The following is an 18,147-nucleotide window of genomic DNA, read 5'->3' on the forward strand; positions in this document are numbered from 1 at the left end:
GACATGTGTCTTATATAATTAACCTTAATAATAGCAAGATATGGAATTTAACTATCTGCTAGTTTATTTAAATTCTAATTATATTTTAAATGTTCGATTTTTTCTTTATTAATGTCTTGAACAATTTCTACTAATAATTGTTTAGCATTTAAATAATCTCTAACATCATATATCGCTTTACTTGTATGAATATAACGTGCACAAACACCAATAACTGCAGTTGGTATACCTGTTAATGCTTTATGAATCTCACCGCCATCTGTACCTCCCGGCGATTGGAAATATTGATGATTAATATCTTTTTCTTCAACTATATTAATTAAATAGTCTCTCATTCTTTCAGATAAAATCATAGTTCTATCTAGAATTCTTATTAACACACCTTCACCTAGTGCTCCAGATAATCCGATATGACCTTTCATATCATTGGCAGGTGAACAGTCTACTACTAAGGCTATGTCAGGTTCTATTAAGTTAACACTTGCTGAAGCACCGCGTAATCCAACCTCTTCTTGTACGTTAGCGCCTACATATAAATCAACATCTAAATCAATATCTTTAACTGCTTCTAATAATTCTAACCCAACTAAACATCCATATCTATTATCCCATGCTTTAGCTAAAATTCTGTTTTCAGTGAGTTGCTCTAGATTTGTTCTAGGTACAATTGTATCTCCAATATTAATTCCCATATCTTTAAGTTGTTGCATATTTTCTGCTCCAACGTCTAACAACATATCTTCAATTGCAACACCAGATTCTTTACCAGTTCTAAAATGTTTCGGAATACTACCTACTACGCCATTGTAATATTGATTATCTCTTGTTTTTAATTGCAACGTTTGTGATAACCATACATCAGATGATACACCACCTAAAGGTGTGAATTTCAACATGCCTTCTTTTGTCATTTCTGTTACCATAAATCCAATTTCATCCATATGGGCTGCAACTAAAACTTTTGGTGCATTTTCTTTTTTAGATTTTTTTACACCATAAATACTCCCCATATTATCTCCGATTATTTCATCAACAAAAGGTTTCATTTGTTCTTTTAAATATTCACGAGCTTCACCTTCAAAGCCAGGTACAGCATGTAATTCAGTCAAAGTTCTCATTCTATTTATTGTTTCTTGTCCAATTTGTGTCATAATGATTCTCCTTGCTAAAATTTTATCTATCATTCTTTCTTTATGGTACACTAGATTTAAGTTAAAGGAGGCATGCTCATGCAAAATAATAAGTTGCGACTAGTCATGTTATTGTTTTCAATTTTTACTGGTATAGGGATTCTTACAGCATTAATTTACTTTAAACAATTTAAACATTACAGCTGCGAAGAAATTTTAAAACAAGTAAAAAGCCAATTTAATGACGTTGAAGGTTCTTACATTTTACATATCCCAAAGACCTACCAAAAGTTTGGTATTGAAACTAAAGTAGTTCATGGTGGAATAACAATTAACAAAAATGGTAGCCCAGTCCATTACGAATTTATTGCCGATGCTTTCAACGGTCAAGTTATAGATATTTATGAAATTTAATTTTCAAAGAAAACATAACGTACATTTTTGTACGTTATGTTTTCTTTATTCTATTTCATCGTTGTCTAAAGCGTTAAATGATTGTTTAATAGCTTCTAATCCACCAATTAATTTATCTTCACTACATGCTACATTAAGTCTAAAGTGATGACTTTCATCAAGCTCATATGAATTTCCAATACCAGTCGCGATTTTACCAACAGACTGTAACGCTTTTTGTACTTTTTCCTCGCTATAACCACTATTTGAGAAATCAATCCATGCTAAATATGTCGATTCAGGCTTAATGAAACTTAATTGATCTGACATTTCATTATCTACGAATTCTTTTAAAATTCTCATATTTCGTTCTATATGATCGTTTAATTGATCAACCCACTCTTCAGCTTGGTTATATGCAACTTTTACCGCCTCTACCGCTAAAGTATTTGCAGCTGCAAGTCCATAATAAGTTCCTAGTTTTCTATTAAATTGCATTGTAAAATAGCGATGTTTTGTAATCATATAGCTACTTGCTAAACTAGCTAAGTTAAATGTCTTTCCTAAGCCTGTTACCACTAAAATTGGAGAATCTAACTGCATAAGATTTGCCATAGAATAAAAGCCGTTTTCACTTCTTACAAAATCCATATGAATTTCATCAGAAACTATAAACACATCATGTCTCTCACATATTTCTTTTATTTGCTCACATTCTTCTTTAGTCCAAACTTTACCTGTTGGATTGTGAGGATTACAAAATACTAAAACTTTCACATCTTCCCTAGAAGCTACTTTTTCAAATTGTTCTACGTCTAATTTATAGCCTTCATCAGTTTGGATAAGAGGAGATTCAACTACCTCTCTTTTATTTCCTTCTATAAGGTTAAGAAAAGCATTATAAGATGGTGTATGAATAAGAACACCTTCGCCTTCTTTCGTAAATTCACGAATCACTTCTGTGACTGTGAATAATATACTTGGCACATAGTATATATCATTTTTTTGAACGTTAACGCTGAATCTTTTTTTATACCAATTTTTAATCGCATTTAAATATTCATCTTGTTTCCACACTAAATAACCAAAATGTGCTTGATCTAATTTATTTTTCAAATGTTCTATAATAAATTCGGGCGTTTTAATATCCATATCAGCTATCCAAAATGGTTCTAAATTCTCGTAATCATATACTTTTTGTTGTCCGTCATAAGCAACTGTAGCTGTACCTCTTCTATCGATAACTTCATCAAAATTATACTTCAATTAGCTCATCCCTTCTGATATCGTTTTTAATTTTTCTCGTTTCATCATCAATCTTAACTGCAAAATGATTAATATCGTGATAAAACAAGAACCAATAATTTTCTTTTATATATTTTTGTATTAATCTTTCTTTAGCATTAATAGAATCCATAGGATAATCGTCATATGCTGTAACCCAAAGTGGATTTAAGTGTGCAAATGTTGGAAATATATCTGCCATATGAACTGCTTTTTCCCCATTGCTTTCAATTTCAATAACTGAATGTCCCGCGCTATGGCCTCCTGTATGTTTCATCGTTATACCAGGTATAACTTCAAATTCATCTTTGAATGTAACAACTTGATGTTCAATATTTTTATGGTTTTCTTCCCAATAAGTAGACTTACTTCTAATATTAGGCGCTCTCATTTCATTCCACTCTATTTGCGAAGTGTATATGACAGCATTTTTAAATACAGATTGACCATCCGGCGTTGTTAGCCCACAAGCATGATCAAAGTGCATATGTGACATAATTACAATATCTATATCATCAACTGTTAAGTTAAATTGTTCTAAAGAACCATGTATATCACTTTCATATGTAGCTCCATAATTACGTTTTTGTTTTTCAGTAAATTTTCCATTACCCACACCAGTATCAATAATCATATTATGATTATTATTTTGTATTAAAATAGGATGACATACTAGTGGTATTTGGTTGCGTTCATTACACGGATACTTCTTCGTCCATAATGGTCTTGGTACAACACCAAACATGGCTCCACCGTCCATATTCGTAATACCACCTTGTAATGGATATAAATTGAATTCTCCAATATTAAACAATATATTCCCCTCCATTCATTATTATTATTTTATCATTTATTATTATAATGAACACCCATCAAGGTTTAGATAAATATGTTTTGTGATGGTAAAAGAGTAGTTGTGAGTGCTATGTTGCACGTCGACCTTCTCTTGCAACATTCGGGAGCGCTATGTTGCTCATGGACATCGTCTTGCTACATTCGGGGGTGGTATGTTGCACGTCGACCTTCTCTTGCAACTTTCGGGGGCGCTATGTTGCACGTCGACCTTCTCTTGCAACATTCGGGAGCGCTATGTTGCACGTCGACCTTCTCTTGCTACATTCGGGGGCGCTATGTTGCACATGGACATCGTCTTGCTACATTCGGGGGTGGTATGTTGCACGTCGACCGCGTCTTGCTACATTCGGGAGCGCTATGTTGCACGTGGACCCCGTCTTGCTACATTCGGGGGTGGTATGTTGCACGTCGACCGCGTCTTGCAACTTTCGGGGGCGCTATGTTGCACATGGACATCGTCTTGCTACATTTCGAAACTGTACTTCGGCTTTTAACACAATTTTAAAGTTTTAAGTAATACTTTCTTGGCTTGCCTTCAATAATTTCAAAATATTTATTACAAATTCTTCTCAGTGTGTGTTTATTATTAGTACTACACCATCTTTCTGCATCTTGTAATGTAAATGGTTCGCCTATACAAATAAACAGTTCTTTTAAGTTATACAAATATATACTTCTTCTACTAAACTTATTTGAGCAGATAGTACAACATACACTTTTCTTCTTCTCGCTTATGTTTAGTTTATCAACGCTTTTACAATTCGGGCACTTCAAGCCATGTTTAATATCATCAAATGGGACTCTCTTATTATTTTGATATATGTCAGAAAAAGTATTTTTTTCCTCTTCAATTATTTTTAAAATTCTATGATTTTCTGCTGTTTTATAATTTTTGAACAATCTTTGGATTTTATGTAATTCAGTTGGTAATAGAACTTCATATTGGGGCGGTATTTGGGATTTTAAAGTAAAAGTGGGATTAGTGAAGATTAGTATAGTCTTTATTTCTCTATTAATTTCACATTTCTTTAAAAGCAGTTTTAATTCATTATTAGCTCGATATAACTGTTGAAATGGTGTATAAAACATACTTCCATAATCATTTATAAATTGGTCGTTTTTTATATAGTAATCACCACTATAATTTTTTATTTCAAAGTGATAAACATAATCATCAGAAACGACTAAAAAATCTATTTGTACTCTATTATTTATATTAAGTTCAATATTGTAGAGAAATGGTAAATGATTAATTAGTTTTAGTTTTTGATAAATAATTGCTTCGCCTTCTAGTCCTTTCAAAAAAGTAGCCATTTGACTATCAAGTGAACTTTTATCAATTCTATTAATTAAAGAAGTGAAATATACTATATTTTGCATCGGCAAACCTCCAATATTTTTTATATAATTATAAACGCTTTTTATTATATAGAAAAGAAAAAAAGGACGAGACATGGCTGTCTCGTCCTTTTTAACTACATTATTTAAAACTTGCTTCCATACGATAGATTCTAAATCCTCTGTTTGAGAATTTGTCTTCATATTCTGTGCGTATGTTCTCTTCTGGTTCATTCTCATGTAAGTTTAAATTGATTAAGTCGAATGTCATTCCGAAGGCTGACATACTTTCTAAACTATATTCGAACAATCCTTGGTTATCTGTTTTAAAGTGGATTTGTCCGTCTTTCTTTAATATATGTCGATAGATTTCTAAAAACGATGAAAATGTTAATCTACGTTTTGTGTGACGTGTTTTCGGCCATGGATCAGAAAAGTTTAAATAAATTCGCGATACTTCATTTTCTACAAAGTACTCTGTAAGTAATTTAGCATCTTGATTAATCAACTTAATATTCTCAAGTTCTAATTCTTTTACTTTTTCTAATACTCGAACCATGACGTTTTTGTCTCTTTCTATTGCAACATAATTAATTTCTGGATGACGTCTTGCCATTTCAGTTATAAACCTACCCATACCTGTACCAACTTCGATGTGTATTGGTTGGTCTTTTTCAAACCATTCAGCCATTTTATACTGCTGATTCAAATCAACATCAACAATTTGGGGATGACTTTTTAAGAAATCATCTGCCCAAGGTTTATTTCTCATTCTCATTCAAAGTAACTCCTTATATAAATACATTTCGATTCATGACTTCACTTAAGAAATTCAACCAATCATTCATATCATTATATCGTTTTTTCTCTTCGTACCACTCAACCATAGCAATAGCCTGTATAAGCGTATACCATTTCATTCTTTTCTTTAAGTCATGTGTATCATTAATACCATACTTACTTAACCAATCAACCCAATCTTTTTCATCAACATAAGTATACAATATCATACCTATATCTATAGCAGGGTCAGCAATCATCGCGCCTTCCCAATCTACTAAGTATAATTCGTCTTGATCAGATAAAAGCCAATTATTATGATTCACATCGCCATGAATAACAGTATAGAAGCGACTATCTAGCATTGGCATATTTTCTTCTAAATATAGCAACGCTTTTCTAACAGTTCTATTCGCTAATACGTGCCTAGATAAAGAACTATTAATTTTATTAAATAATAACTCTGGGTGCATAGGTTTCATTTCCATACGCTTTAACATATTAAGTAATTGTTTTGAAGAATGTATTTTTTTAAGAAGTTTGGCAACGCGGTTAGAATTCATTTCATCTTGGACTAACTCTCGACCATTTTTCCAATGTTGTGCAGTTACAACTTCTCCAGTTTCAATTCTTTTTGTCCAAACTAATTTTGGTACAATCCCTTCAGCTGACAAAGCTGTTAAGAAGGGGCTTGAATTTCTTTTTAGGAAGAGTTTGCGGCCGTCTTGTTCTGCCATATATGCTTCACCAGATGCCCCACCTGCTGAGTCTAATGTCCATCCTAATTGATAAAAATGTTCCAACCTATCCACCTCACTTTCAGAAAAAGAAAAAGACTCATGAACATCAATTTTCAAGAGTCATTACTTAATCTTAAAAAACCCGTTTATTTTTTGTCATTTTAGTGCGCTTGATTTAAATTTTATTATTTTTCTGTGCAGATTTCAACCACATAAATGAAAACTTTGGGGTATTTTGAACCTATTCAGATACAAAATATCTATAAAGTTCAGTATTTACGTGGTTTACACTATATTAATAAATTACACTAAAATATTTTTTCTATGTTTGACTCTATATAATTGTTAAACGATTTTTGTAATTCTTTTGTAATTTTACCTACTGTACCATCAGAAATGAATGTGTCATCCACTTGAATTACCGGCATAACTTCAATTGAAGTACTTGAAACTATAACTTCATCAGCACTTTTCAAAAATTCTACATCAAAAGATTCCTCAACAAATGGTATATTCAATTCGTTAGCTATCTCATTGATAACTCTTCTTGTAATACCATTTAAAATTAAATTATTCGCTGGGTGTGTATATATTTTACTGTCTTTTACAGCAAAAACATTGCTAGAACTTCCTTCTGTTACAATTCCATCTCTATGCATGATAGCTTCTCCAGCATCACTTTGAGTTGCTTTCTCTTTAGCTAAGACATTACCAAGTAAATTCAAGCTTTTAATATCACATCTTAGCCATCTAATATCATCTACAGTAATTGCTTTTATGCCATTTTCTAATTCATCGTATGGTCTTTCATAACTTTTAGAAAATGCTGAGAATACAGGTTTCGTGCTCGCTTCTGGGAAAGGATGATTTCTTGGTGCGACTCCTCGTGTTACTTGGATATATACGCCACCATTTTTGACGTTATTTTTTTCTGCCAATTCTTCAATTAATTCTGTTAAGCTTTTTACAGTATAATCTTCTAAATTTAAGCCGATTTCCTTTGCACTTCTGAATAAGCGTTCAAAGTGTTCTTTAGCTGTGAATGCATTACCGTCATAGATGCGTATATATTCGTATATACCATCGCCGAAATTATAACCTCTATCAGTATAACTAACCTTGCCTTCTGATTCATCTACAAATTCATCATTAATATATACAAATGTCACTCTACATCATCCTTTACACAAATATTATATATAGCTTCTAAATAAATAGCAGTTGCATCAAATAATTGTTTTTTTGTAATATATTCATTTTTTTGATGCATTAAATCTTCTGATTCTTTAAACATTGCTCCAAATGCAACGCCTTTATCTAGATTGCGAGCATAAGTGCCTCCACCAATTGTAAACGGCTCTGATAAGTCTTTAGTTTGGTTGCGGTATGCAGACAATAATTTATCGATAAACGGATCATTCTTATCTACATAATGAGGTTCCTGATGTTTATCCATATCTATTTCAAATCCTCTATCCGCAATTTCTTCAGTAAATCGTGTTAAAGATTGTTCAAAGTTGAAACCTTCTGGATATCTCAAATTAATACCAAATTGTCCACCATCAACATCAGTATAACTCATTATTCCAGTATTAGTAGTTACTTCTCCCATTTCTTCAGTCGCAAATTTCATACCCATTTTTTCACCATTTGGCGAATTTACTAAATAATCATTGGCAAATTTCACATATGAATTTGCATATTTATCTAAATTTAAATTGTTTAAAAATTGTATTAAAAGTAAGCCTGCGTTAATACCTTGTGATGGATCCATACCATGAGCCGATTTACCATGAACAGTTAAATTCAAGAAACCTTCATCTATTGAAGTTTCACCTTCAATTTCATTCTCTTCTAAAAATGTTTCGAAATTTTGAACAACGTTTGTCATTTGTTCTTTAATTAAAAGTTTGGCTTGAGCAGTATCAGGTACCATGTTAAAACGTTCGCCCGAGAAGAATGCTTTTAATTCAACTTCAGGCTCGTTATCGTCTTCTTCATAACCAGATTGTAAAATATTAAAAGTGACGATTCCCTTTTCACCATAAATTAATGGAAACTCTGCATCAGGAGCGAAACCGATTGTAGGCATTTCTTCAGTTTCAAAATACCTATCAGTACACTGCCAATCAGATTCCTCATCTGTTCCTACAATGATATGTATTCGTTTTTTCCAATCTACTTTCATATCTTCTAATATTTTTACAGCGTAGTAAGCTGCAATTGTAGGACCTTTATCATCTAAAGTACCTCTAGCGATAATAGTATCTTCTGTTTCTACTGGGTCAAATGGATCTGTGTCCCAACCCGCACCTGCTGGTACTACGTCTACATGACATAAAACTCCTAATAAGTCATCACCTTTACCCGCTTCGATTCTTCCGACTATGTTTTCAATATCTTTATAACTAAACCCATCTCTTTCTCCGAGTTTATACATGTAATTCAGTGCTTTTTTCGGACCTGGGCCAACTGGTTCATCAACATTACTTTCTGCATCATTTCTTACACTTTCAATGCTTAATAAACCTTTTAAGTCTTCAACAATATCTTTTTCATATTCTTTAACTTTATTTCTCCACATCGGAAATCATCTCTTTCTTACTTGAATAGTTATCTATATGATACATGAAAATTTTAAAAATATGAAATAGAAATACCAAAAATTCTTAAGTTTTTTAACTACGTATTATTTCCTTATACATACGACTATAGTCGTGTGTATTTAACATTTTTATTTCCCAAATTTTTATCGACCTTATAGAGTAAAAAAGACCGACAAAACTGTCGGTCTTAAAATAAATTATTATTTTTTTAAATCTTCTTCAGTCACAATTCTTAAATTACCGTTTGCTGTTCCACCTTCATCATCGAATTTAGCTTCACGTAAATCAGTGTTATCACTATCATCTTTTTTCAAACGTGATTTTGCATCTGAAGCGTAGCCTTTAGGATTTTCTTTAGCTTTTTTCAATTCTGTTTTAGCTTTTTCTTTATAAGACTCTGGATCTTCTTTGTATTTAGAATATTCGTTTTGTGCCTTATCTTTTATTTCAGACGCTTTTTCTTTTGCTGATGCTTTATAATTTTCAGGGTCTTCTTTATATTTATCATATTCATTTTTTAGCTTATCTCTGTTTTCTTTTTTAGATAATACTACTGCTGCTGCAGTTCCCCCTAATACAACTAATGTTCTAAATAATCCTGCTTTTTTAGCCATTTTATATCCACCTCTATTTATTTAATAATACTAGTTTACCCAACACAGTATTTTTCAAACATATAATTATTCTTATAATCCTAATAATTTAAAATCTTCTTCAAGTATATGTCTATATTCACCTAAAGCTAATTCTTCATCCAAGTTCAAATTATTTATTTGAATTCGTTTTAAATACGTAACTTCACAATCAATTGAATGAAACATTCTTTTCACTTGATGAAATTTACCTTCATAAATCGTCACATATGCTTTTGATTGAACATCATCTTCTATAATTTCTAATTCGCTTGGAGATGAAGTGAAGTCACCTAGATCTATTCCATTTTTAAAAATTCCAATCGCTTCTTCTTTTATATGACCATCAACTTCAACATAATATTTTTTTGGCACTTTATGTTTAGGATTCATTAGTTGATGAGAAAATTTCCCGTCATTTGTTAGTAATAATAACCCTTCTGTGTCTTTATCTAATCGTCCAACTGGGAATAAATCCATATGCATATATTCTGGAACGATATCGATAACTGTTTCGTGCTCATCATCTTCAGTCGCTGATATAAATCCTGCTGGCTTGTTCATCATTAAATAAACAACTGGTTCGTATTCTATAGGTATTTCATCAAAAACGACAATATCTTCTTCTGGATTAATATGAATATCTGGTTTTTTAACCAGTTCATCATTAACAGTTACTAAATTTTGTTTTACAAATTTTTTAACTTCTTTTCGAGTTCCAATTCCAGCATTAGCTAAAAATTTATCTAGTCTCATTTCTACACCCACTTAATTTTACGTCTTATTTTAGCAGTTAAATCACCAAAGAATTCATCAGCTAAACGAGAACGCATTGTTAAATAACCATATACAATCATACCAACTAGAGCACCTACTATTAATACTATTAAAGCACCCAATTTCGATGTTGGATCAATAATTAATGAAATAATAAAGTAACTTAATTCTACGAACAACATCATGATAATTGTATAAAATAGAATTCTCAATGTATGTTGAATTGTTACATTAAACTTATAATTAGCATGTTTCCAAAGAACATAACAATTTAATGCTACTGCGATCAATAGTGCAATTGCAGTACCTAATACTGCTCCTAAAGTATTAAAAGCAATAATTAAAGGTAAATTGATGATTGCTTTAACGCCTAATGCGCCAATCACTATCCATACTGTTAATGCTTGTTTATCAATACCTTGAAGCATCGATGCTGTTACTGATAATAACGCTATTAATATACTAACTGGTGCATACCAGAATAGAATTTCTGTACCCATTGGACTATAACTATAAAACACATTGTACAATGGTTGTGCTAATACCATAATACCTAATGAAGCTGGAACAGTTAAATATAGTAGTACTCCTAATGATTTTCTTATTTGTATATGCATTTCATCAATTCTTCCTGAATTGTAAGTGTTAGTAATAAACGGTACTAAACTTACAGCGAAACCTGCCGCTAATGAAGTAGGAATCATTACAATTTTATTAGTAGTCATGCTAAGCATTGTAAAATAAACATCGTGAAGAGAACTATTTACTCCACCTATAGCAAGTCCAGTATTATGTGTAAACTGGTCTATTAAATTTATGATTGGAAAACATAAACTTACAATTACAAATGGAATACTGTATTTAATGATTTCTTTATATATTTTGACATAAGAAACATCTATATCGCTCGTATCTTGTGCAACTTCTGCTTTAATTAAATGTCTACGTTTTATCCAGTAATATAATAACGTTAATAGGGCAACAATCGCACCTATCCCAGCTGCAAAAGTAGCAACTTGGTTCGCTACTAACACTGAACCATCCATTACATATAAAACAATGTAACTTCCACCTAAAATAAATGCAATTCGAGCAATTTGTTCAGTCACTTCAGAAACTGCAGTAGGACCCATTGAGTTGAAGCCTTGGAAAATACCTCTCCAAGTTGCTAATAAAGGAATAAAAAGAACAACAAAACTAATAGTACGAATTACATTAGTAATATCTTCAACTTTCCATCCACCTTCTATACCACCTTTGTTTGCTAATGTTAATTGAGCTATCGTTGGTGATAAGAAGAACAGTAATAAGAATCCAATTAAACCAGTAATAGACATTACTATAAAACTCGACCGGTATAATTTTTGACTTACTTTATAAGCACCTAATGCGTTATATTTAGATACATATTTAGCAGCTGCTAATGGTACACCAGCAGTTGCGATTGTTATCATGATTGTGTATGGTTGATAAGCATATGTAAATGGTGCTAGATTTTTTTCATCGCCGATTATAGCGTAAAAAGGAATTAAGTATAAAATACCTAATATTTTTGTAATTAAAATACTAGCTGTGAGTAAAAATGTCCCTCTCACAAGCGCTTTACTCTCTGACATATTTTCATCCCTATCTCAATTTACTTTTAAATTTAATAATAACAGGTTTATTTCTATTGTACTACTTTTTTTAAAAACCATTATTCGTTAAAATATCATTACATAAATCTTTGGAGGTAACTTATGTATCATACAATTATAATAGGCGCAGGACCAAGTGGTTTAATGGCTGCCTACAGTGCCAGTAAAGATGGTCAAAGCGTTCTATTAATAGAAAAGAAAAAAGGCCTCGGCCGAAAACTTCGTATATCTGGTGGTGGGAGATGTAACGTTACAAATCGACTCCCATACGAAGAGATAATAAAAAACATTCCAGGAAACGGAAAGTTTTTATACAGCCCATTTTCGACTTTTGATAATGAATCTATTATTGATTTCTTCGAATCTCGTGATGTAAACCTTAAAGAAGAAGATCATGGACGCATGTTCCCTGTTTCAAATAGAGCACAAGATGTAGTCGATGCACTCGTAAAAGCCATTAAAGATAACGGCGTTGAAATTCGCCAAGAAACTACAGTATCATCAATCGAAAGTGAAAATCAACAAATAACTGGTGTAACATTACAAAATGGTACTTTCATACCTTCACAAACAGTTATTATAGCATCCGGTGGTTGTAGCGTCCCACATACAGGTTCAACTGGAGATGGCTACAAATTTGCTGAACAACTTGGACATACCATAACTGAATTATTCCCAACTGAAGTACCTATTAAATCAAGTGAGCCATTCATTAAAAATAAAATATTACAAGGTCTCAGTTTACAAGACATAGGGCTTTCCGTTCTAAAGAAAAATGGAAAACCAAGAATTACACATCAAATGGATATGTTGTTTACCCACTTCGGTGTTTCAGGACCAGCCGCATTAAGATGTAGCCAGTTCGTATATAAAGAACAAAAATCACAAAAGAAACAAGAGATTAAAATGGCTATTGATGCCTTTCCAGAAATAAAACAACATGATTTAGAACAACAAATTATAAAAAAATTAAAAGACGAACCAAATAAAGCTATTAAAAATGCGTTAAAAGGTTTAATACAGGAACGTTATCTGCATTTTCTATTAGAACAGTCAGATATAAATTTAGATGTAACTTATCACAATTTATCACAACAATCTATCAAGACTTTCGTAGAAAACTTAAAAGCATTCACTTTTACTGTTAACGGAACTTTACCAATCGATAAAGCATTCGTTACTGGTGGTGGCGTAAATATAAAAGAAATCGAACCAAATAAGATGCATTCAAAAATTTGTTCTGGCTTATTCTTCTCAGGTGAAGTGTTAGACATTCACGGTTATACAGGTGGATATAATATAACAAGTGCACTTGTTACTGGTTATGTTGCAGGGCATAACGCTTCGTTATATAAATCATAAGAAATATATTGCTAACGGACTTGTTTAATATTTCTTGCACGTTAGCGTTATACTCTCTTCATATTAATCATAAATAAATCAAGGGTAAGACATTATTAATGTCTTACCCCAGACTGTGGACAAACTGAACTTAAATTTATAAGTTCAGTTTGTTTTTTTGTATAGATTAATATTTTTCACTGAAATCATGATTAAACTACGTTTAATCTAGGCTATTTGTGGCTCTTTTACGAGCCACATTGCCAACTTTTTAAGATTCATGGCAGCACAAATAAGCGTGGTGTCCATGGAAACTTTTTTAATACCTCTATATCTAGTCCATCTCATACCATGCTGTTCTTTAGCATCACCAAATCGTCTTTCTACTGTTTGACTTCTTAGTTTATATGCTTTTTTAATTGTATCTACAAACCTTAAATCTTCGATTATATCTAAATCATCTTGCCATACATGTCTTCGAATTTCTCTAGTATAACTTCTTTTTTCTGTACATTCATTTAGTAGTGGACATGATTTACATATAATAGGATTAGATTTGTATAATCTATGCCCAGTTGGCATAGTTCTTTTAAAAGTTAGTAATTCATCATTCGGACATATATAACTATCGTAATATTCATCATAAATAAATTCTTTAGATTTAAATATTCCTGGCTTTCCTTTTGGTCTTGTATATGGCATTGCAGGTACAATCGATTTCTCAAGTAAATAATGCGCATTGAATGGAGTTTTGTATCCGGAGTCTACTGCTAGTGTGATTGGCAACATATTTTTTTCTTCTAATCTTTCAACCATAGGTTTTAACTGTGTACTATCATGAACATTTCCAGGTGTGACATGTTGATCAATTTTAAAACCATTTTTATCTACACAACTATGTAAGCTATACGCAAATTGTTTTTCTCTTTCACCTTTAACATAATAGCCAGCTTCTGAATCAGTAGTACTGACTTTCTTATTTTTAAATTCCTCCTTTTTCTTATTTTTTATGGGCTTTTTTCCTTGCGCTAACCTCTGTTGATTAATTTCATTATTAAGTTCTTCTTGGAAATGTAATGTATCCTTTTTTACAATTTGATTAATATATTTATTTTTATTCGCATTAGCTTTGATATGTGTTGAATCAATGAATAACGTTGAGTGGTCAATTAAGTTATTCTTAATCGCAATTTCTAATATTCTTTCGAATATTAGTTCAAACAGGTCAGTATCATGGAAGCGTCTTGTATAATTTTTACTAAATGTACCATAATGAGGGACTTTATCAATAAAGCTAAATCCTAAATACCAACGGTAAGCTACGTTAGTTTCAATTTCTTTAATAGTTTGTCTCATTGATTTTATGCCAAATAATCTTTGAATAAGTAAGATCTTAACTAAGATAACAGGATCAATAGAAGGACGTCCGTTATCTAAACAGTATTTATCTTCAACAAGTTCATAAACGAAGTTTAAATCTAATACTTTATCAACTTTTCTCAATAAATGATTTTTAGGTACTAACTCTGAAACAGAAATCATTTCATATTGGTCCCGTTTATTCTCGGATTTATTTAACATAGAATCAACTCCTAAATAAAATTTCAACTATATTATAAAATATATTGTTAATTTTTGGTATTTTTTAGTGCTGACTCCTGCGGGAACAGCATGATTCGAAGACTACAGGCTGAGAACATGCCCGCGGAAAGCATGCGCATAAAAAAAGTGCCGGCAAAGTCTAAGACTTTGCCGACACTCTGGGGTAAGACATTATTAATATCTTACCCTTGATTTTCATAATAGATAATACTACAGCGTTTATTTAAACTCTTTTATTTTCAAGTCCTTCATCGCCCCATGCATTCATGCCGCCTTCAACGTTCACAGCATCTATATCATGATCATTTAAATATTCTACTACTTTAGCACTTCTAACGCCGCCAGCACATACAATATAATATGTTTCTTTTTCTTTAAAATGATCTAATTCATTTGGTATTTCTCCCATAGGAATATGTTTTGCGCCTGGGATTACACCTAATGCTACTTCTTCGTCTTCCCTAACATCTACTATATTAATAGGGCTACTTGAAGTTATTTTATCAGCTAACTCTTTAATTGTTATTTCTTCCATTTTGATTACACTCCTCTTTTTAATTTGCTACAATATTAACCAATTTTTGAGGTACGGCAATCACTTTACGTACTGTTTTGCCTTCAATTGCCTGTTTCACTTTATCAATTTCCAAAGCAAACTGTTCCATTTCTTCTTTAGATAAATCTTTAGAAACTTTAGTTTTTTCTTTTAATTTACCATTAACTTGAATAACAATTTCTACTTCATTGTCTACAAGTAAAGAAGGATCAAATGTTGGCCATTCTTCATAAGCAATCGTATCGTCATGTCCTAATTTTGCCCATAATTCTTCTGAAATATGAGGCGCTATTGGAGACAGCATTTTCACAAAGCCTTCAATATAAGCTTTACTTAATTTATCTTGCTTATAACAATCGTTGATAAATACCATCATCTGACTGATAGCTGTATTAAAGTTCAATGTATCGAAATCTTCAGTTACTTTTTTAACAGTTTGATTGTAAACTTTATTTAGTTCAGGTGTTTGTTCGTCTACAACTTTATCTGTAATTTGATTTTCTTCTGTTACAAGTAATCTCCAGATTCTATCCAAGAAACGGCGTGAACCATCTAAGCCATTTTCACTCCAAGCGATTGCCGCATCTAAAGGTCCCATAAACATTTCATATAGACGCAATGTATCTGCACCGTGAGATTTAACGATATCATCCGGATTAACAACATTACCTTTAGATTTACTCATTTTCTCATTACCTTCACCAAGTATCATGCCTTGGTTATATAATTTTTGGAATGGTTCTTTCGTTGGAACTACACCGATATCGTAAAGAACTTTGTGCCAAAATCTTGAATATAATAAGTGTAACACTGCATGCTCTACTCCACCAATATATAAATCTACAGGCAACCAATGTTTTAGTTTTTCGGGATCTGCTAACATTTCATCATTGTGAGGGTCTATATATCTTAAATAATACCAACAACTACCAGCCCATTGTGGCATAGTATTCGTTTCGCGACGACCTTTCATACCTGTTTCTGGATCTACTACATTAATAAATTCATCAATATTAGCTAATGGTGATTCTCCTGTACCAGATGGTTTAACTTGGTCAGTTTCTGGTAATAACAACGGTAATTCTTCTTCAGGTACAGTGGTCATTGTGCCATCTTCCCAATGTATTACTGGAATTGGTTCACCCCAATAACGTTGACGACTGAATAACCAATCTCTTAATTTATAGCTAATTTTCTTCTTGCCGATACCTTTTTCTTCTAACATTTCAATTGCTTTAGGTACCGCTTCTTCTTGAGTTAAACCATTTAACTTGTCTGAATCTATCATTTTTCCATCTTCATCATATACAGTAACGATGTCTAAATTGAATTTTTCAGCAAATTCTCCATCTCTTTCATCGTGTGCTGGAACTGCCATAACAGCGCCTGTACCATAACTAATTAATACATAATCAGCAATCCAAATAGGCATTTTTTGACCTGTAAATGGATTAGTTGTAAATGCTCCAGTAAATACACCGCTTTTATCTTTTGCTAAATCTGTTCTTTCTAAGTCAGATTTACGAGAAGCTTCAAGTTTATATTGATCTACTGCCTCTTTTTCATCTTCAGTAGTAATTTTATCTACTAATGGATGTTCTGGTGATAACACTGCAAAAGTAGCACCAAATATTGTGTCTGGACGAGTTGTAAATACGTTAAATGATAAGTCTGTATCATCTATGTTAAAGGTTAATTCTGCACCTTCTGAACGACCAATCCAGTTTCTTTGCATATCTTTAATAGATTCAGGCCAATCTACGTCTTCTAAATCTTCTAGTAATCTATCAGCATACTCAGTTATTTTTAATACCCATTGTCTCATTGGCTTACGTACTACTGGGTGTCCACCACGTTCTGACACACCATCGACAATTTCTTCGTTAGATAATACTGTACCTAAAGCTGGGCACCAGTTAACTGCTACTTCATCTACATATGCTAAACCTTTATTGTATAACTGAATAAAAATCCATTGAGTCCATTTATAATATTCTGGGTCTGTTGTATTGATTTCTCTATCCCAATCATAAGAAAAGCCAAGTTCTTGAATTTGTCTCTTGAACGTAGCTATGTTCTGAGCAGTAAATGCTTTAGGGTCATTACCAGTATCAATAGCGTATTGTTCTGCTGGTAAACCAAACGCATCCCACCCCATTGGATGTAAAACGTTATACCCTTGCATACGTTTATATCTTGAAATAATATCAGTCGCTGTATAACCTTCTGGATGTCCTACGTGTAATCCAGCTCCTGATGGATATGGGAACATATCTAAAGCATAAAATTTCTTTTGACCTAAATTGTCATTTGTTTTAAATGTTTTATTATTTTCCCAATAATTTTGCCATTTTTTCTCGATTTGTTGATGATTATAATTCATTAATTGTTCCTCCTGTAAAATAAAAAAAGCCACCCCAAACCATAGTTACAGTTGGGACGACTAAAATATAATGCCGCGGTACCACCCAGAATT

General features: G+C 32.1%; 16 protein-coding genes. 2 read left to right on the plus strand and 14 right to left on the minus strand.

All coding sequences use genetic code 11. The features are described 5' to 3' along the window. Positions 1–74: 74 nt before the first annotated feature. Positions 75–1,151: a M42 family metallopeptidase gene (locus LQ682_RS04200; RefSeq protein ID WP_147640947.1), complete on the minus strand. Its 1,077-nt coding sequence runs from the start codon at positions 1,149–1,151 to the stop codon at positions 75–77. Positions 1,152–1,229: 78 nt separating this feature from the next. Here LQ682_RS04200 and LQ682_RS04205 point away from each other — a divergent pair, with 78 nt between their 5' ends. Next, a complete protein-coding gene (locus tag LQ682_RS04205; protein ID WP_017000601.1) occupies positions 1,230–1,544 on the plus strand; it encodes a hypothetical protein in 315 nt (104 codons plus the stop codon). A 45-nt stretch (positions 1,545–1,589) separates the two neighbouring features. On the opposite strand, the gene LQ682_RS04210 is transcribed toward LQ682_RS04205, so the two are convergent. From LQ682_RS04210 to LQ682_RS04255, 10 genes are all read right to left on the minus strand, one after another. Next, positions 1,590–2,789 carry a MalY/PatB family protein gene (locus LQ682_RS04210; protein ID WP_064211699.1) on the minus strand — a complete coding sequence of 400 codons (1,200 nt, stop codon included), beginning with the start codon at positions 2,787–2,789 and terminating at the stop codon, positions 1,590–1,592. Then, positions 2,779–3,621, minus strand: a complete 843-nt coding sequence (locus LQ682_RS04215) for a YtnP family quorum-quenching lactonase (RefSeq protein ID WP_017000599.1) — start codon at positions 3,619–3,621, stop codon at positions 2,779–2,781. The genes LQ682_RS04210 and LQ682_RS04215 overlap by 11 nt, the downstream gene beginning before the upstream one ends. 542 nt (positions 3,622–4,163) lie before the next feature. Next, positions 4,164–5,042, minus strand: a complete 879-nt coding sequence (locus tag LQ682_RS04220) for a nuclease-related domain-containing protein (protein ID WP_239723913.1) — start codon at positions 5,040–5,042, stop codon at positions 4,164–4,166. A gap of 100 nt (positions 5,043–5,142) precedes the next feature. After that, entirely contained in the window at positions 5,143–5,778 is a 636-nt protein-coding gene (trmB, locus tag LQ682_RS04225; protein ID WP_017000074.1) for a tRNA (guanosine(46)-N7)-methyltransferase TrmB, read from the minus strand. Between the two features lie 13 nt (positions 5,779–5,791). Continuing rightward, on the minus strand, positions 5,792–6,583 hold the full coding sequence (locus LQ682_RS04230) for a phosphotransferase family protein (RefSeq protein WP_017000073.1): 792 nt from the start codon (positions 6,581–6,583) through the stop codon (positions 5,792–5,794). Between the two features lie 245 nt (positions 6,584–6,828). Next, the gene (dat, locus tag LQ682_RS04235) at positions 6,829–7,689 is read right to left on the minus strand and encodes a D-amino-acid transaminase (protein ID WP_147641027.1); all 861 of its coding nucleotides are present in this window, start codon (positions 7,687–7,689) and stop codon (positions 6,829–6,831) included. Beyond that, positions 7,686–9,104: a dipeptidase PepV gene (pepV, locus tag LQ682_RS04240; RefSeq protein WP_239723914.1), complete on the minus strand. Its 1,419-nt coding sequence runs from the start codon at positions 9,102–9,104 to the stop codon at positions 7,686–7,688. Before pepV ends, dat begins: the two co-directional genes overlap by 4 nt. Positions 9,105–9,326: 222 nt before the next feature. Next, on the minus strand, positions 9,327–9,740 hold the full coding sequence (locus LQ682_RS04245) for a YtxH domain-containing protein (RefSeq protein WP_017000071.1): 414 nt from the start codon (positions 9,738–9,740) through the stop codon (positions 9,327–9,329). 72 nt (positions 9,741–9,812) lie between these two features. Then, entirely contained in the window at positions 9,813–10,514 is a 702-nt protein-coding gene (locus tag LQ682_RS04250; protein ID WP_239723916.1) for a pseudouridine synthase, read from the minus strand. Positions 10,515–10,516: 2 nt separating this feature from the next. After that, positions 10,517–12,151 (minus strand): putative polysaccharide biosynthesis protein, encoded by a 1,635-nt coding sequence (locus LQ682_RS04255; RefSeq protein ID WP_064205233.1) that lies wholly within the window; start codon positions 12,149–12,151, stop codon positions 10,517–10,519. Between the two features lie 123 nt (positions 12,152–12,274). On the opposite strand from LQ682_RS04255, the gene LQ682_RS04260 reads away from it, so the two are divergent. Next, positions 12,275–13,534, plus strand: a complete 1,260-nt coding sequence (locus LQ682_RS04260; RefSeq protein WP_147641029.1) for a BaiN/RdsA family NAD(P)/FAD-dependent oxidoreductase — start codon at positions 12,275–12,277, stop codon at positions 13,532–13,534. Between the two features lie 207 nt (positions 13,535–13,741). On the opposite strand, the gene LQ682_RS04265 is transcribed toward LQ682_RS04260, so the two are convergent. The 3 genes from LQ682_RS04265 to leuS all read right to left on the minus strand — a co-directional run bounded on the left by LQ682_RS04265 (position 13,742) and on the right by leuS (position 18,054). Continuing rightward, positions 13,742–15,094 carry an IS1182 family transposase gene (locus LQ682_RS04265; RefSeq protein WP_239723918.1) on the minus strand — a complete coding sequence of 451 codons (1,353 nt, stop codon included), beginning with the start codon at positions 15,092–15,094 and terminating at the stop codon, positions 13,742–13,744. A 244-nt stretch (positions 15,095–15,338) separates the two neighbouring features. Next, the gene (locus LQ682_RS04270; protein ID WP_147641031.1) at positions 15,339–15,650 is read right to left on the minus strand and encodes a rhodanese-like domain-containing protein; all 312 of its coding nucleotides are present in this window, start codon (positions 15,648–15,650) and stop codon (positions 15,339–15,341) included. A gap of 19 nt (positions 15,651–15,669) precedes the next feature. After that, positions 15,670–18,054 carry a leucine--tRNA ligase gene (gene leuS / locus LQ682_RS04275; RefSeq protein WP_147641032.1) on the minus strand — a complete coding sequence of 795 codons (2,385 nt, stop codon included), beginning with the start codon at positions 18,052–18,054 and terminating at the stop codon, positions 15,670–15,672. Between the last annotated feature and the right edge of the window lie 93 nt (positions 18,055–18,147).

The sequence above is a fragment of the Mammaliicoccus sp. A-M4 genome, assembly GCF_022386955.1.
In the GTDB taxonomy this organism is placed as follows: Bacteria; Bacillota; Bacilli; order Staphylococcales; family Staphylococcaceae; genus Mammaliicoccus; species Mammaliicoccus lentus.

Excerpts from the sequence above, each read along its gene's own strand:
- trmB (WP_017000074.1), bottom strand. The coding sequence starts at position 5,778 with ATGAGAATGAGAAATAAACCTTGGGCAGATGATTTCTTAAAAAGTCAT.
- LQ682_RS04205 (WP_017000601.1), top strand. The coding sequence starts at position 1,230 with ATGCAAAATAATAAGTTGCGACTAGTCATGTTATTGTTTTCAATTTTT.
- pepV (WP_239723914.1), bottom strand. The coding sequence starts at position 9,104 with ATGTGGAGAAATAAAGTTAAAGAATATGAAAAAGATATTGTTGAAGAC.
- LQ682_RS04265 (WP_239723918.1), bottom strand. The coding sequence starts at position 15,094 with ATGTTAAATAAATCCGAGAATAAACGGGACCAATATGAAATGATTTCT.
- LQ682_RS04255 (WP_064205233.1), bottom strand. The coding sequence starts at position 12,151 with ATGTCAGAGAGTAAAGCGCTTGTGAGAGGGACATTTTTACTCACAGCT.
- LQ682_RS04220 (WP_239723913.1), bottom strand. The coding sequence starts at position 5,042 with ATGCAAAATATAGTATATTTCACTTCTTTAATTAATAGAATTGATAAA.
- LQ682_RS04270 (WP_147641031.1), bottom strand. The coding sequence starts at position 15,650 with ATGGAAGAAATAACAATTAAAGAGTTAGCTGATAAAATAACTTCAAGT.
- leuS (WP_147641032.1), bottom strand. The coding sequence starts at position 18,054 with ATGAATTATAATCATCAACAAATCGAGAAAAAATGGCAAAATTATTGG.
- LQ682_RS04200 (WP_147640947.1), bottom strand. The coding sequence starts at position 1,151 with ATGACACAAATTGGACAAGAAACAATAAATAGAATGAGAACTTTGACT.
- LQ682_RS04245 (WP_017000071.1), bottom strand. The coding sequence starts at position 9,740 with ATGGCTAAAAAAGCAGGATTATTTAGAACATTAGTTGTATTAGGGGGA.
- LQ682_RS04250 (WP_239723916.1), bottom strand. The coding sequence starts at position 10,514 with ATGAGACTAGATAAATTTTTAGCTAATGCTGGAATTGGAACTCGAAAA.
- LQ682_RS04260 (WP_147641029.1), top strand. The coding sequence starts at position 12,275 with ATGTATCATACAATTATAATAGGCGCAGGACCAAGTGGTTTAATGGCT.